This is a genomic window from Pseudonocardia pini, from assembly GCF_013870575.1.
GTDB lineage: Bacteria > Actinomycetota > Actinomycetes > Mycobacteriales > Pseudonocardiaceae > Pseudonocardia > Pseudonocardia pini.
In genome coordinates, this window is the sequence record NZ_JACBXB010000002.1 from 48,146 (window position 1) to 63,341 (window position 15,196).

Annotated in this window: 12 protein-coding genes; 9 read left to right on the top strand and 3 right to left on the bottom strand. The window is 70.0% G+C overall.

The window, feature by feature from the left end:
• The first annotated feature begins 120 nt into the window (after positions 1 to 120).
• The 7 genes from H5J29_RS00485 (at position 121) to H5J29_RS00515 (ending at position 8,206) form a co-directional block, all read left to right on the top strand.
• Positions 121 to 555, top strand: a complete 435-nt coding sequence (locus tag H5J29_RS00485) for a hypothetical protein (protein ID WP_181778856.1) — start codon at positions 121 to 123, stop codon at positions 553 to 555.
• Between the two features lie 164 nt (positions 556 to 719).
• Entirely contained in the window at positions 720 to 1,370 is a 651-nt protein-coding gene (locus tag H5J29_RS00490) for a DUF6218 family protein (protein ID WP_181778857.1), read from the top strand.
• Positions 1,367 to 2,602 (top strand): exonuclease domain-containing protein, encoded by a 1,236-nt coding sequence (locus H5J29_RS00495; protein WP_181778858.1) that lies wholly within the window; start codon positions 1,367 to 1,369, stop codon positions 2,600 to 2,602. Before H5J29_RS00490 ends, H5J29_RS00495 begins: the two co-directional genes overlap by 4 nt.
• Positions 2,603 to 2,747: 145 nt before the next feature.
• Positions 2,748 to 3,194: a hypothetical protein gene (locus H5J29_RS00500; protein WP_181778859.1), complete on the top strand. Its 447-nt coding sequence runs from the start codon at positions 2,748 to 2,750 to the stop codon at positions 3,192 to 3,194.
• Between the two features lie 52 nt (positions 3,195 to 3,246).
• Positions 3,247 to 5,718: an AAA family ATPase gene (locus H5J29_RS00505; protein ID WP_181778860.1), complete on the top strand. Its 2,472-nt coding sequence runs from the start codon at positions 3,247 to 3,249 to the stop codon at positions 5,716 to 5,718.
• Entirely contained in the window at positions 5,715 to 6,083 is a 369-nt protein-coding gene (locus H5J29_RS00510) for a hypothetical protein (RefSeq protein WP_181778861.1), read from the top strand. Before H5J29_RS00505 ends, H5J29_RS00510 begins: the two co-directional genes overlap by 4 nt.
• Positions 6,080 to 8,206: a DUF262 and DUF1524 domain-containing protein gene (locus tag H5J29_RS00515; RefSeq protein ID WP_181778862.1), complete on the top strand. Its 2,127-nt coding sequence runs from the start codon at positions 6,080 to 6,082 to the stop codon at positions 8,204 to 8,206. The genes H5J29_RS00510 and H5J29_RS00515 overlap by 4 nt, the downstream gene beginning before the upstream one ends.
• A 23-nt stretch (positions 8,207 to 8,229) precedes the next feature.
• Here the strand turns inward: H5J29_RS00515 and H5J29_RS00520 are convergent, their stop codons facing one another.
• Positions 8,230 to 9,735: an AAA family ATPase gene (locus H5J29_RS00520; protein ID WP_181778863.1), complete on the bottom strand. Its 1,506-nt coding sequence runs from the start codon at positions 9,733 to 9,735 to the stop codon at positions 8,230 to 8,232.
• A gap of 3 nt (positions 9,736 to 9,738) precedes the next feature.
• Entirely contained in the window at positions 9,739 to 12,288 is a 2,550-nt protein-coding gene (locus H5J29_RS00525; RefSeq protein WP_220186837.1) for a hypothetical protein, read from the bottom strand.
• Positions 12,289 to 12,549: 261 nt separating this feature from the next.
• Here H5J29_RS00525 and H5J29_RS00530 point away from each other — a divergent pair, with 261 nt between their 5' ends.
• Entirely contained in the window at positions 12,550 to 13,332 is a 783-nt protein-coding gene (locus H5J29_RS00530; RefSeq protein ID WP_181778865.1) for a hypothetical protein, read from the top strand.
• A gap of 144 nt (positions 13,333 to 13,476) precedes the next feature.
• On the opposite strand, the gene H5J29_RS00535 is transcribed toward H5J29_RS00530, so the two are convergent.
• Positions 13,477 to 14,097: a TetR/AcrR family transcriptional regulator gene (locus H5J29_RS00535; RefSeq protein WP_181778866.1), complete on the bottom strand. Its 621-nt coding sequence runs from the start codon at positions 14,095 to 14,097 to the stop codon at positions 13,477 to 13,479.
• Between the two features lie 80 nt (positions 14,098 to 14,177).
• Here H5J29_RS00535 and H5J29_RS00540 point away from each other — a divergent pair.
• Positions 14,178 to 15,196, top strand: a 1,019-nt coding sequence (locus H5J29_RS00540; protein WP_181778867.1) for a CoA transferase, incomplete at its 3' end; no start/stop codon positions are given.

The window sequence follows — 15,196 nt, forward strand, 5'->3', positions numbered from 1 at the left end:
CGAGGCCGCAAAGCCTTGGCGGCTCCATCGCCGCGCCCGCCACCCGAAGCCCCGGGGCGACGGCTCCATCGGTCGGTTCGATCCCCCAAGGACGGCTCCCGCGTACCGAGAGGATCTGAGATGTCGAGTTCCGCCGAGCACGTCGTTCTCCCCGTCGAGGTCATCGGACGGTCGGACGACGCTTCTTCGAGCACCGTCGCTTCTGGTCAGCGGGCCGCGATCCTCGCTCTCGCGATCGCCACACCGGAGATCCACCTCGACGCGGAATCGGTGGTCCTCACCTCGCACGCGGTGCAGCGGTACCGCGAGCGGGTGGAGGGGGTGCAGCAGCGGATCGCGGTCCGCCGTCTCCGGCACCTGGTCAGCACCGCCGACTGGCAGCACCGGCCGCGGTCCTGGACCGAGATCGTGCTGCATCCCGACGTGGTTTACGGCTACAGCCCGGACCGGCCCGACGTCTGCCTGCTCGTGCGAGGCACTGCATTGGTGACCGTGTTGTCGCGACGGTTCTTCGCTCAGGCGATCCCGCTCCCCCGGTCTCGTCGAGCCGGCTGACGCCGCTCGACCGGCTGGTCGGCGCCCCGAACGCCGGAGGGGTGGGTTCGGGGCGTCGGCCGCTCCTCAGAACTGACGATCTTCCGCGCTCCGGCTGACACCGGACGAAATGACATCGATGTGACCTGCAGGAGGTTCTCATGCCGACGCTGGACGAGTTGTCCGTGCCTATCGAAGTCCCCACCTGGGCCACCGGATACGCGGTGCTCACCGTGGACTCCGACACCCTCGCCGTCTGGCAGGTGAGCCTGGACGGGCGACCCACCGGTGCGTGGATCACCCCGCTCGAGGAGCTGCGGGCCGAGCCGGACACGGCGCGGCGGCTGGCGAGCTGCATCGAGCGGCGGGCGATCGCGCGGTCGGACGTGTCCGGAGCGGACATGGTGCTGAGCGAGCTCACCACCTGCGCCAAGCTCGACGACGGTTGGTGGCGCGGGCAGACCTTCGACGTCGCCGGCGCGTTCGGCGACGTGCTGGAGCGCCGCGCCGGCGTGGAACACACCATCGCAGCAGTGCGGGAGTCCGGTCGGAAGGTCACCGACGTCGACTGGCGTCGTGAACTCGACGGGTCCGCCGGCTCGATCGCGGAACTCCGCCGCCTGGCCAGGCTGGGGGTGCCCAGCGGATCGCCTGCGGTGTCCGACGCCCTCGCCGTCGTGGGAGTGCTCAGGTGGATCGCCGAGGTGTGGGAGGAGACCGAGCAGGTCAAGAACCGGCGCAGCTACGTCCACACCGCCTTGGGGCCGCCGGAGCCGCTGCCGACGCGCTGGCGGGACGCGGCTCTGACGGCCGACCGCACCCGGCTGCCGCTGTGAGCGCCCCCGGCTACGCGGTCGTCGACGTCGAGACGACCGGGATCCAGCCCGGCTTCCGCCACCGCATCGCCGAGATCGCGATCGTGCACCTCGACCCGTCGGGCGTGGTCACGGACTCGTGGGACACGCTCATCAATCCCGGACGGGACCTCGGGCCGCAGTGGATCCACGGGATCCGGGCCGCCGACGTCCGGCGGGCGCCGGTCTTCGCGGAGGTCGCGGGCGAGATCGCGGCGCGGCTGTCGGGGCGGGTCGTCGTCGCACACAACTGGGCCTTCGACGCCATGCACCTGCGCGCCGAGTACCAGCGGCTCGGGCACGAGGTCCCGTTGCGCCGAGAGGCCGGGCTGTGCACCATGCGCGCCACCGGAGCGGCGATCCCGTGGACGCGTCGCTCGCTGGTCGAGTGCTGCGCGGCAGCGGGGCTGCCCGAGCGCGACTGGCACACCGCGGCGGCAGACGCGGCCGCGGCCGCTGACCTGCTGCGGTTCCTGCTCGCCGCCGCACCGCATGTCGTCCGCCTCAGCGAGGAGCAGCTCCGCACCGCGGCGTGGGGCTGGCCGCCCCTGAGTGGCCACCGAGCGCGTGCCGTTCATCGGACACCGTCCGGGACTACGCGACCGCACTTCCTCGCCCGTCTCGTCGACCGGATCCCACGGGCCGAGCGTCCCGAGACCGACGCCTACCTGGCCATGCTGGACCGCGCTCTGCTCGACCGGCACCTCTCCGACACCGAGGCGGACGGGCTGCTCGACCTCGCCCACGACTTGGGCCTGCACAAGGCCGAGGTCGTCGAGGTGCACCACAGCTACCTGACCGCACTCGCCCAGGCGGCGTGGGACGACGGTGTCGTGACACCCGAAGAGCACGCGGACCTGGTCTCAGTCGCAGGCTTGCTCGATCTCGACGAGGACGCGGTGGACGTTGCGCTGCGGACGGCGCTGGACGAGTCGACGACCGCACCGGTGGTCTCCGTCGGCGGCCTCTACCTCGAGCCCGGAGACACCGTGGTCCTGACGGGAACGATGCGCCGGGGCCGACGGGAGATCACAGCGGACGCCGTCGCCGTCGGGCTCAGGATGACGAGCTGTGTGAGCCGGCAGACGACCGTCGTCGTGGCCGCGGATCCCGACTCGTTGTCCGGCAAGGCGCAGAAGGCTCGCGACCTGGGCGTCCCGGTCGTCACCGAGGACGCCTTCCTCAGCCTTCTCGATTCGGTGCGGCATGGGTAAGCCGGATCAGCCGCGAAACGACGACGGGACGTGGCGCAAACGCGGCGTCACGTTCACCGTTGCCATCTCGATCGGGCTGGGCATGGCCTATTTCGGGACGACGGGTGGAGTGTCGACGGCGGCTCGGCCCGCCAGCTCCACCTCAGTGAAGGCCAAGGACCGGAGCTTCGCCAAGGTCGTCACCAGGCTGGAGAAGCAGGGCCGAGCGATCCGGCGACTCGACGAGGCCTTCGACCAGGACTGCGCGAGGCAGTCCTACGGCCAGGTGCAGGACTACCTCCGAGCGAATCCCTGCGAGGGACTCGGACGGGCGCTGTTCGAGATCACAGAGGCCGGGATCACCGTCGTCGTCGCCGTCGCGGTGGTCGACATGGCCGATGAGAACGACGCCCGGGAGCTGCACCGGCTCCTCGACACCCACGGCACCGGCAACATCACGGAGCTCCGCGGTACGCGCCGGGTCACGTGGACCGGCGAGCAGTACGCGTCCGGACGCCACGAGACGACGGTCGTGAACGCCCAGGCGGAGCCCACCGGCCGAACCGCCGCCGCGGTTCGCCTGGCTTCCAGCCTCGCGGACAGCCTGGTGTGACGAAACACCGCGACACCCGCCGCCATCACCCGATCGTGAGCCCCCATGAGCGTTGGGTGACCGATCACCGCTAGCGTTCTCGAAGCACGACCATCCGGGGGGATGTATGGACAAGGCAGAGCTGGGTCTCTACGAGCTGCTCATCGAGCGCCTGCTTGCGGACGACGGCGTCGACGACGCGACGTCTGGACTGGTCCTCGCCGCGTGGTCCGGCGACGGCGCACTCGCCGACGCTCTCGCCGGTCGTGGAGCACCCACCGCTGAGCCTCCCGGCGAGACCGAGGTCGAACACCCCGACGTCTACCTGGCCGCGGTCCGCGTCGAGGGGTTCCGAGGTATCGGCAGGCCCGCAACTCTGCAGCTGGCGCCAGGGCCTGGACTGACCCTGGTCACCGGCCGCAACGGTTCCGGGAAGTCGAGCTTCGCGGAAGCAGCCGAGCTCGTGATGACCGGCAGGAACGAGCGGTGGTCCGGCAGGACGGCCGTGTGGCGTGACGGCTGGCGCAATCTCCATTCCGGCGACGACGCGTCGGTCGCCGTCGACCTCACCGTCGCCGGCACGAACGGCACCACGAAGGTGCAGCGCCGTTGGGCCCCGGAGGACAAGCTCGAGGGCGGCCGCTGGACCCGGCAGGAGCCGAAGGCCAAGGTTCAGGACTTCGACGGGTCCGCATGGGGTGCGTCGATGCAGACCTACCGCCCCTTCCTCTCCTACAGCGAGCTCGGCGCCCTGATCGACGGCAGGCCGACGGAACTCCACGATGCGGTGCACGATCTCCTCGGACTCGGAGCCCTCACCGCGACACAGACGCGGCTCAAAGCGGCACGCAAGCCGCTCGCCGACCGCGCCCGGGACGCGAACGCCGAACGCAGGGCCATCCGGACCGACCTGGCGAGCGCGGACGACCCGCGCATCGTCGAGGCGCTCGCTCTGCTGAAGTCGACGTCGCCGGACTTGGGACGGATCGCCGGACTCCTCAGTGCCGCCGAGGATCCCGGTGGCAGTGCCGCAGGCCTGCGCGCGGTCCTGGACCTGAGGCTGCCGGCTGCTGAGGACGTGCGAGCTGCGGCCGAGCGGATCCGCGCCGCCGTCGACGCGCACACCGCGGTCGCCTCCGCCGAAAGCAGCCGCGCCGACCTCGTCGCCCGGCTCCTGCGCGAGGCGCTGCACGTTCATACCGACTACGGATCCACGACCTGTCCCCTCTGTGAACAAGGCACCCTCGACGACGCCTGGCGGGCCTCCGCCGCCACCCGTGCCGACCAGCTCGAACGCTCGGCCGCCGAGGTGCGCGGGGCAACCTCCGAGCTCGAGGCCGCCATCGCTGCCGGGCGCTCGCTGGTGCGGAGCCTCCCCGCTGTCCTCACTGGACGAGCGCGCGAGACCTGGCAGGACTGGGTGCAGGCCGGTCGAGCAGAGGGACCTGCGGCACTCGCACAGGGGTTGGAGACGGCCCACCCCGTCGTCGCGGCCGCCCTGGTGGAGGCGCGCACCGAGTCCGAGGCCGAGCTGGCTCGACGGGACGAGGTCTGGGCGCCGGTCGTTCGCAGGCTCGGCGCCTACCACGATGCGGCCGCGGAGGTCGCCGCCGAAGCCGACGCGAATGCCACACTGGCCAGAGCCGAGAAATGGCTCGCCGACACCGCGACCGAGTTGCGGAGCCAGCGCCTCGCTCCTTTCGCCGAACAGTCCCAGCATGTGTGGCAGGCACTGCGCCAGCAGAGCAACGTCGGGCTGGGGGCGGTGCGACTGACCGGCGCGCACAATCAACGCCGGGTGGCGGTGGACGTCAGCATCGACGGGGTAGACGGGGGTGCGGCGCTCGGTGTGATGAGCCAGGGGGAGCTTCACGCGCTCGGTCTCGCGTTGTTCCTCCCCCGCGCGACGGTCGACCAGAGCCCCTTCCGCTTCATCGTCATCGACGACCCCGTGCAGGCCATGGACCCGGCAAAGGTCGACGGGCTGGCCCGCGTCCTCGCCGAGGTCGCGCTCACCCGACAGGTCGTGGTCTTCACCCACGACGACCGCCTCGCCGACGCCGTGCGCCGCCTTGAGCTGCCCGCCACGATCTGGGAGGTCGTACGCGGCGAGCAATCGGCGGTCGAGATGCGACGCAGCGATGATCCGATCGCCCGCTACCTCGAGGACGCCAAGGCGATGGCCTCCACGAAGGAGCTCCCGTCGGACATCCGCAGCGAGCTGGTCGCCTCCTGCTGCCGCAGCGCCGTCGAGGCCGCGTGCCATTCCAAGATCCGCTCGGTTCGTCTCGCTGCAGGCCACACGCATGCCGACGTCGAACTCGTGCTCAAGAAGGCCGAGACGACGAACAAGAAGGCGACGCTCGCCGTCTTCAACGATCCGAAGCGCGGCAGCGACCTGCTCGGCCGCATCAGGTCAGGGCTCGGGCCGGGCGCGGTCGATGCCTTCCAGATGTGCAAACAGGGCGCTCACAAGGGCCTGGTCGGTGACCTCCACCCCTTCGTGAAGGACGTGAAGAAGCTCGCCGAGTGGCTGCAGAAATGAGCCACTCCGCAATCCACCGCCTCGACGTCGCCGACCGGATCCTCCACGCGCCGGATCTGGTCGAGGACGGTGCCTGGCCGCGCGCTTGCACGTGGCTCATCCGCCTGGCCCTCGAGCACGGTCTCGACGACTTCTGGGCCACCCATCGGCCGGAGGTCGCCGAGGTGTCCAGACGAGCGCAGCTCCTCACCCTGACCCGCACGGTCGACTCCGACCTCGGCTCGCGCGCCACGGAGCTCTGGTACGCCCTCAGCCGAGCGGCCCACCACCACGCCTACGAGCTCGCCCCCACCGGCGCCGAACTCAGGACCTGGCACACCGATGTCCACCTGCTCACCGAGGATTTGAGGTCTCGCAGCGCATGAAGGCCACGGAAGCATCCCTCCTTCAGTTTCTGAAGAAGTCCCCACAGTTCGTCATCCCGATCTACCAGCGCACCTACAGCTGGACGGACAAGGAGTGCCTCGAGCTGTGGACGGACCTCCTGCGCGCGGGAAGCGACGACGAGATCAAGGCGCATTTCGTCGGATCGGTGGTCTACGTCGAGGAGGGGCTCTACCAGGTCTCCAGCCAGTCTCCGCTCCTCGTGATCGACGGGCAGCAGCGTCTGACGACGGTCTCACTCTTGCTGGAGGCCCTTTGCCGGCACCTCGACGGGGAGCCCGTGGACGGTTTTTCGGCGAGGAAGATTCGCAACTACTACCTGCTCAACCCGGAGGAGGACGGAGAGAAGGCGTACAAGCTCCTCCTGACCCGAACCGATCGGGAGAGCCTCAAGGCTCTGGTGCAGCAGCAGTCGCTTCCCGAAGAGCATTCGTTGCGCATCGCGGAGAACTTCGCCCTCTTCGACCGGCTTGTTGCCGATCGGAAGGGCGACTTGGAGTCGCTCTGCCGCGGGTTGAGCAAACTCGTCGTCGTCGACGTCGCTCTGAACCGCGACCAGGACAACCCGCAGCTGATCTTCGAGAGCATGAACTCGACCGGTCGCGAGTTGAGCCAGGCCGATCTCATCCGCAACTTCGTCCTGATGGGCCTGGAGCCGAAGCATCAGACGACGCTGTACGAGCAGCACTGGCGGCCGATGGAACGCGGCTTCGGTCAGGAGGGCTACGGCACCTACTTCGATGCGTTCATGCGGCACTACCTGACGGTGAAGACCGGCGACATCCCGAATGTCAAGGCCGTCTACGAGGCGTTCAAGTCGTACTCGCGTCAGGGAACGATCGCCGAGGCCGGAGTCGACGCACTGGTTGCGGAGGTACACCAGTTCGCAGGCCACTATTGCGCGATGGCGCTCGGTCTGGAGAAGGACCCCGACCTTGGAGAGGCGTTCCACGATCTACGTGAGCTGAAGGTCGAGGTGGCCTACCCGATCCTGCTCGAGCTCTACCACGCGTATGACACGAAGACATTGACGAAAGCAGACTTCCTCAACGCTATTCGCTTCATCGAGTCCTACGTCTTCCGTCGAGCCGTCTGCGCGATCCCGACGAACTCGATGAACAAGACCTTCGCCACGATCGGCCGATCGCTGAACCACGAAAGCTACTTGCAGGACCTGCAGGTAGGCCTTCTCACGCTGCCGTCGTACCGACGATTCCCGTCCGACGACGAGTTCAAGCGCGAGCTCGCCAGCCGAGACCTCTACAACCAGCCTCGGCGGAGCTACTGGCTCCGTCGAATGGAGACCGACGGACGCAAGGAGAAGGTGTTCGTCGAGGCATACACGATCGAGCACATCATGCCCCAGAACCCCAACCTGTCCGCCGAGTGGCAAGCAGCGTTGGGTCCGGACTGGGGAGAGATCCACGCCAGGAAGCTGCACACTCTCGGCAACCTGACGCTGACCGGTTACAACAGCGAATACAGCGACCACCCGTTCCCCGCCAAGCGAGACATGCCCGGAGGCTTCAGTGAGAGCCCGCTCCGGTTGAACAAGGGCCTCGGCGCTGTCGACGTCTGGGACGAGGCTGCCATCGACGCTCGCGCCCAGGACTTGGCGGAGAAGGCTGTCGCGATCTGGCAACGTCCGCCCCTCCCGCCCGGAGTATCGGTGTCACGCCGCGGCTTCCAGGCAGCGAGCAACTCCGTGTACACCCTCGCCGATCATCCTCAGCTCGCTGTCGGTCGCCCCGCGCGAGCGCTCTTCGATCTCCTCCGGCCGCAGTTGCTCGACCTCGACCCGACCGTGACCCAGGAGATCAAGAAGCTATACATTGCGTTCAAGGCGGAAACCAACTTCGCCGATATCGTGCCGCAGGCCAGTCGGCTTCGGCTCGCCTTGAACATGCCGTTCCCCGAGATCCGCGACCCGCGCGGATTATCGAAGGACGTCACCAACGTGGGCCGTTGGGGCAATGGGGACGTTGAGGTCATGCTCACGAACGCCGATGACCTGCCCTACGTCGTAGGCCTCATCCGACAGGCTCTCGAGCGTCAGCTGGAGACGAGCTCGCTCCAGTTGGACCTGCCCGTCGCGGGCGCCTGACCCCCTCGGCCAAGTCCTCGTGCTCAACCGCCCAGCTCACAGCCCGCAAGCTGGAGCTTCGCTCGGCTGAAGGTGTTCAGGATCCGCTGGTGGGTCTGCCTGGGAAGTGAGCGCGTGCCCGGCTCCCCCAGCGGCGTTCCCGGCTGAGCGGCGGCGTCGTCGAGGAGCTGGTCCAGGCCGTTGCGGGCGACCATTAGCAAGCCGTGGGTGGCTCGCGTGCAGGTCACGGCGAGGCGGCCGAAGGCGGAGTTGAAGTCGTCGAGCTTGTCGGCGCCGGAGAGGGGATGGATCGCGACCGTGATGGCGTTGGTCTGGCCCTGCCATGAGTCGACCGTCGAGGCGCGGATGACGCCTTCGGGCAGGTCAAGGCGGGTGGTGAGGCGCTCGACCATCTCGGCGGCGTCGTCCACCGCCTGGTTGCGGGTCGCGAGAATGACGATCAACGGGTCGTCGCCCGGTGCTGCCGAGTCGACGATCTTCTCATCGGTCGGCTGGCCGGTGCCGTCGTAGCGGGTGGAGACGGCAGAGAAGCCGCCTGCGAGGAGGGGCTCGAGGAGCCGCTCCAGCTCGTCCAGCAGGGGCTGGTCGATGTCCGCCGCCTCGGCCTCGGCGAGCCCGTCGATCTCGACGAGGGTCGGCGCACCGGTTGCCACTGCCTCCCAGACCGTCCGGGCGGGGCCGTCGAGCGCCGGCAGGTCGAGGCGGCGGTCGCCCGGAGCCGCGACGCAGTCGAGGTGGTCCCAGTCGCTGTAGAAGGCCCGCCAGAGTGGGAGCTGTGCGGCCGTCGGGCGCCACACAGCGGGCAGGTCCACAGCAAAGGTCTTCGGCTTGTCCTCGTACGCCGTCGGCCAGGCCCGGTACGGGTTGTAGCCGGGGTCGCCGCGCCACGGGTTCTCCGACGGATCGATCGGCGGGAGCTGCCCGACATCGCCGACGCCCACCGACAGCGGCGCCAGCTTCTCCACGGTGACGTACCGGTGGAGCGGGAGCTGCCAGGCCTCGTCGACGAACAGGACGTCGAAAGGGGCCTTGCCGTTCGCCGACGCTCCGAGTTGGAACCACTTGTTCCGATAGGCCATCGAGCCGAGCTTGTGCGAGGTCCCGAGGACGACGGTCGTCGTGCCCGGGATCTCGTCGAGCTTGGTCGCCACCGTGACGGCGGACAGCACGTGGTCGGGGATCTCGTCGAGACGTTCGGCGCTGACGAAGAGGCAGACCTGCGGCGCGCCCAGCTCCGTGCCGAGTGCCCCGGCGAGCGGAAAGATCTGTTTGTTGGCGAAGGCCGTGACCGCTACTCGACGGCATTGTGCGTGTTCGAGGGCGGTCGCGACCATCCGGACCAGCGCGTAGGACTTGCCCGCGCCCGCCGCCGCGCGCAGCAGGATCTTGTCGTGGTCGGCGGTGCCCGAGAGGGCCTGTTGCAACGCGGCGATTGCCCGCTCCGAGGCGATGTGGTTGCCCCGAGCCGCCTCGGCGTGGTGCGAGGCGTCGCCCAGGTGTCCGGCTGCAGGAGTGAAGCTGATGGTCACGGATCAGTCCAGGTCGTCGAGGGTGAGGCCGTCGGGGGCGACGGAGGGTGGCACGGCGGCGGTCGCCGCGGCGTCCTGGCCGACGTCGAACCGCTCCTCGTCGACGAGCGGGGGCCAGGTGTCGGGGTTCAGCTCGCCGCGCGCCCGGCGCGCCGCGAGGGTGTCGGACCACTCCGCCTCGGCGGCGGCGTGCGGGCGGCAGCACCAGTAGTGCTCCCCCGCGTCCGAGGCATAGGAGTCCGGCCCGCAGGTGGGCTTCGGCGCAGCCTGTTGGTCCTGGCTCGGACGGGCCACCGCGATCTCGTGCCCGTTCTTGAAGGGCTTGCCGAACCACTCGACGTCGGCGAGGACGAGCTCGTCTCCCACCGCCAGCGTCGGCTCGACGACGGGCTGCCACTCAAGCTCGGTGTCGGCGGTCTCGCCGAGCAGCCCGGTCGACATCTGGCCGAACTTGAACGAGCCCTTCTGGACCTTCAGCGTCGTGGACTCGAGCTCGACCTGGCTCACGCCGTCCACGTGCAGGGCGACGACCTTCTTGCCCGCCTTGAGCCGACGAGACCGCACCTGCAGCCGGAGGGGCTCGACCCCGGTGACGACGGCGAGGGCGAGCTCGCGCACGCCGGCGTCGGCGGCCTTGTCGTGGGCGAACCCGTAGTCGCCCAGGCAGGCGAGCTGGGTCGCGCACTTTCGGTCCGCGTCGAGCATCTCGACGTGGGAGTTGCGCCAGCTGGTGTAGGTCCGCGAGAAGCGCACGAGGTCGGACGCCTCAAGGGCCAGCCGGCGCCCCCACACCTCCTGGGCGTCTGCTTCCAGCGCGCTGTAGACCTCGCGCAGCCGGGAGGACGGCACGGTGTCGAGCACGGCGAGCGCGCGCTCGACGACGTCGATCCGGTAGTCGAGGGCGTCGGCCACGAACGACTCGTAGGCGTCGCCATCGTGTTCGCGACGTGCGCCGTGGAGCGCGTCCGAGACGACGTTCGACAGGCGCGCGCCGGGAGTCTCCTCCTGTCCCGCGATGCGGTCGGAGACCTCGCGGTGGTTGATCGGCTTCGTGGCCTCCGCCCAGGTGACGAGGTAGTCGAGACGTCCCGAGTCCATGGCCGGACCCCCGGCAGTCACATGGGCGGCCAAGACCGAGCGCAGGTCGACGATCGGCGTCCGCAAGCTCATGGCGCGAGCACGATCCTCTTCGAGCAAGAAGCTGACCGCGAGTCGCTCGTCCTCGTGGAGCGGCTCCGGGATGGTGGCGTCCGCGCCGTCGAACGTGAGAGCGGGTCGTCCCTGCTCGAGGTCGCGCTCCCAGCGGAGCCGACTCAGCTCGACGCCGGCGAGCGAGTCCGCGGCCGTGGCCAGGAGATCGGCGGTCGGCCGGTCAGGCACAACGAGATGCACGGAGACCCGGCCCACCTCGTGGTGGCCGCGGATCGCCTCGCCGATCAGCCGCATCACCGCCCGTCGGGTGAGCGGCGACTGCGGGTCCTCGAATACCTGCCGGATCCAGCGGCCCGGGTTCGCCCGCACGGCTACGCCGTGTACCCCGAGAGCCGCCGAGTCCGACTTCGCCACGACGACGTCGATCGTGCCGGGCTGTCCGGCCGGGTCGGTGCGCAGGCGTCCCCGCCACTGCGGGAGCCCGGTGACGGTGGCGGTGACCTGCTCGACCACGCTCTTGGGTGCTTGCGTCTGATCGCCCAGCAGCGTGGCGTGCAGGTGCCGGTCCACGCCGATCTCGGTGAACAGCGCCGTCGGCTCCTCGGACGCCCGGAGCTCGGCACGGCAGTAGCTGAACAGGCTGCACGTGACACAGGTGCGAGGGTCGAAGACCGCGGTGCGGTGGGCGACGAAGTCAGCGAGCTCGGCCTCGGTCGGCCGATCGTCGCCCAGCTTGGCGCGCATCTCCAGCCGCTCCTCGGCGCGGGCACGGACCTCTGCTCGGTGGTCGTCGAGTAGCTCGACTACGGGTTCAGGCTGCAGGAAGGCGTTACGAGGCACGGCGAGCGCACCCGAGCGGTGGACGAGCATGCCTGCGGGCAGCCGGGACCAGGCCGCGGCGGACTCGGCACCCAGGGCCACCTGCAGGAAGCCCTTCAACATTCGCTTGTCGTCGATGCGGGAGCGGATGCGCTCGTAGTCCTTCGCGTCTCCCATGATCAGCCACGATCCCCCGCCTTCGCGCGGGCAGACGATGGCGAAGTCCGGTTGCACCGCCGTGGCGTCGGTCTGGTGCTCGAGGTGGAGGTAGGGCACGGCGAGCCGAGTCAGCATCGTGGCCTGCCCGGTCGACGCGCTCTGGTGTGCCCCTGCGAGCTCCGCGGCCGTGGAGCCGACCTTGCCGTGGCAGTCGCGGCGGCGGACCGAGTCCGGGCGCGGCAGGTCGAGCTGCCCGACCGTGCGCGTCAGCAGCTCGGAGACGAAGCGCTCGCCGTGGACGAGTGACTCGAAGGTCATCGCCCGCATCCAGCGAGCCTCGGGGATCCCCGCGCTGTCGTCGGGGAAGCCCAGGTGCCTCGCGGTCGCTCGGCGGGTCTTGGACGTGATGAACGGATCCGTCATCCTGAAGCGCTCGCACCCGGCGTGAGCCGACGCGGCCACCGCGCTGGTGCCTCCTCCGGACTGCAACCCGCCCATTCCTTCTCCCCCACCCGACGACGACCGTTGTCACTTGCCCCATCGCTGGGTGTGCGCTCGCCGATTACGGGCGGACAAGCCCTTTCAGCAGGATTGAGTAGGCCGAACAGTCGTACGTCGATACGCGTAACGCCCGCGCGCGGATCGGCGAAAGGTCCAGCGTCGAGACGGGGGCGGAGAGGCACGATGACGATCACTGAGACCACAGCGACGGCGAAGTCGGTAGACACCGACTCGTTGACCTTCCTGACAGATCTCGTCCTCCGGTCGCTCGCGGCGGCCGTCGACGACGTACTGGAGGCACCCGAGGACGAGCTCGGCGACGAGGAGGGCGCCCTCGTACGACTGATCGACAACATCGTCGCCGTGGCTGAGGGCCTGGTCGTCGTGGAGGATCACGCCTCCGGCGAGTATGTGCGCCCGGCCGCCTACCGAGGGCCCGAGACGGCCGCGGGCGTCGCCCGGCATGTCGAGGCGCTGCTGCGATTCGCGGCTGCGCTGCCCAAGCCCACGCGCCCGCGCAACGCCCGAGAGCGGGTGCTCCGCATGCAGGAACGCGCCGCCTATCTCGCGCCCTGGAAGAAGCGCGTCCTCGGTGATCTGCGCGCCGACCCGACATCACGATCCTGGGAGTCGCGGGCGGATGCTCCGCAGCGGCTCTACCTCGTCGCCTGGAAGAACTGGGTCAAGCTCGGCCACGGTACGGACGCCCGGGTGCGCCAGCACCTCGCGAACCCCGACTGTGAGGTTCTTCAGGTCGTGGAGGCCAGCCACCTCGACATCACCCACGCCGAGCGGATCCTCCGCCACAGGTTCGCCAAGAAGCGCAAGCCCGGTCGGAACATCAAGCTGCAGATGCCCCGCAGCTTCGGCGCGGGGCGCGAGCTCGTGCCGTACCGAGACATCGCTGACTTCGACCTCGTCTCGGTAGTCCCGGGCGGGGCGAGAGACGTCACCTCCGAGTACTGATCACGAGGTCGGTTCTGACGCCGGGGAGCGCGCGAACGCCTCCCGTTCGCGAGATCCGTCCAGTGTGGAGTCCGAATCTCACCGGGGCTCCCCATCCACCTGTGAAGAGTGCGGCCCTCGTCGGCCTTCGTGGGGTGTGAGCCGTCAGCCGTCGGCTCGGGGTAGGACCCAGCCGACGAGGTGCTCGACGTCGTCCTCCGTCGGCCGGTCCTCCGCCCAGAGGAACTGCTCCATGACGGCGAACGTCGCGCAGGAGCCCGTCAGGGCGTCTCGATCCGGGTCGGTGCTGCCCAGTTCTCGCAGCGGCTCGACCAGCAGCTCGGCGATCCGGCGGCGGATCGCCACGCTGCCCGCGGACGGGTCCCGACTCGCGTGCCGCAGCACCGCGCGGGTGGTGGCGGCGACCTCCGGGTCGGCGGCCTGCGCGAACACGGCCCGGACGCAGGCCCGTACCTGGTCCGCGGGGTCGGAGTGCTTGTCCCGCTGGTGGCCGATGTAGCCGAGCAGCCGGCGCGACCCGTCGTCCGCGATGGCGGCCATGAGGTCGTCCTTGCTGCGGAACGCGCGGTAGAACGCGTCGTTCGAGACCTTCGCGAGCCGGACGATCTCGGAGATCCGGGGCGAGCCCGCCGGGTCCGCGCGCATGAGCTCCAGCCCGACGTCGAGCAGCCGACGGACCTCGTCCTCCGCCGCGGCGTAGCGGTCCCCCGCGCGACGCCGCACGGCGGCGGTCACGAGGGACTCCTCGGCCCGTGGACTCGTCATGGGCCCGAGTGTACGGTTCGGCCAGGACAGAACTGCATTCTCCTGACTCAGGCTTCTGTTCTGTGACGTGAGGAGCGCCGGTGTCGACGAAGCCCCTGGAGGGGATCCGCGTCCTGGAACGGTCGCTGGGGCAGCCCGGCCGGGTGGCGGGGATGCTGCTGGCCGATCTGGGCGCTGACGTCGTCCGCGTCGGACGCGGCGGCGGCCCCGTGCCGGAGGAGCTGGTGTGGGACCGCGGGAAGCGGCGCACCACCCCGGCGGACGACCGCGAGCTCGAGCGGCTCGTCCGGGCCGCGGACGTGGTCCTCGACGACGGTCCGTCCGCAGTGGACGGTGCCGAGCTCGTGGCCCGGTGTCCCGGACTCGTCCACGTCGCCCTGCCCGCCTACGGCGCCTTCGGTCGGTGGCGCGACCTCGCGCCGGACCCGCTGCTGGTCACGGCACTCGGCGGGTTCGCGACCTTCCACCCGTCCCACGCCCCGGGCACGCCGGTCGCGTCCGCGGTGCCGATGGTGTCCTCCATCCACGGCGCGCTCGGCGCCGTGCTCGCGGTGGCGGGGATCCTCGGTGTCCGTCGCGGGCACGGCGGCCGCGCGCTGGAGGCGACGGGCCTGCACGCCTCGGCGGCCTGCCTGGCCAGCCTCGTGGTGCAGGGCATCGACGCGGAGGACATGGTCACCCCGGACGGCACGCTCGGCAGCAGGCCGAGCTTCCGCACCTACCGCTGTGCCGACGACCGGTACCTGCACCTGTCCACCCTCACCGTGGAGTTCTTCCTGCCCGCGCTCACCGCGCTGGACCGGATGGACGTGATGGTCCTGCCCGGCGTGGACGGCGAGTTCCTGAACACCATGCGCCCGGACATCGGGCGGGTCGTCGGCGCGGAGCTGGAGCGCACGTTCGCCGAGCGACCCCGGGACGAGTGGCTGGCCGTCCTCACCGAGGCGGGCGTGCCGTGCGCCCCGGTGCTCCCCCGCGAGGAGTGGCTGACCAGCGACATCGTGGCCGCGACGGCCCCGCCTGTGACAGTGGCTCACCCCGTGCTCGGACCGGTCGTGCTGCCGGGCACGCCGTGGGCGTTCTCGGGCGAGGTGCCCGC

Excerpts from the sequence above, each read along its gene's own strand:
- H5J29_RS00515 (WP_181778862.1), top strand. The coding sequence starts at position 6,080 with ATGAAGGCCACGGAAGCATCCCTCCTTCAGTTTCTGAAGAAGTCCCCA.
- H5J29_RS00530 (WP_181778865.1), top strand. The coding sequence starts at position 12,550 with ATGACGATCACTGAGACCACAGCGACGGCGAAGTCGGTAGACACCGAC.
- H5J29_RS00525 (WP_220186837.1), bottom strand. The coding sequence starts at position 12,288 with ATGACGGATCCGTTCATCACGTCCAAGACCCGCCGAGCGACCGCGAGG.
- H5J29_RS00535 (WP_181778866.1), bottom strand. The coding sequence starts at position 14,097 with ATGACGAGTCCACGGGCCGAGGAGTCCCTCGTGACCGCCGCCGTGCGG.
- H5J29_RS00510 (WP_181778861.1), top strand. The coding sequence starts at position 5,715 with ATGAGCCACTCCGCAATCCACCGCCTCGACGTCGCCGACCGGATCCTC.
- H5J29_RS00485 (WP_181778856.1), top strand. The coding sequence starts at position 121 with ATGTCGAGTTCCGCCGAGCACGTCGTTCTCCCCGTCGAGGTCATCGGA.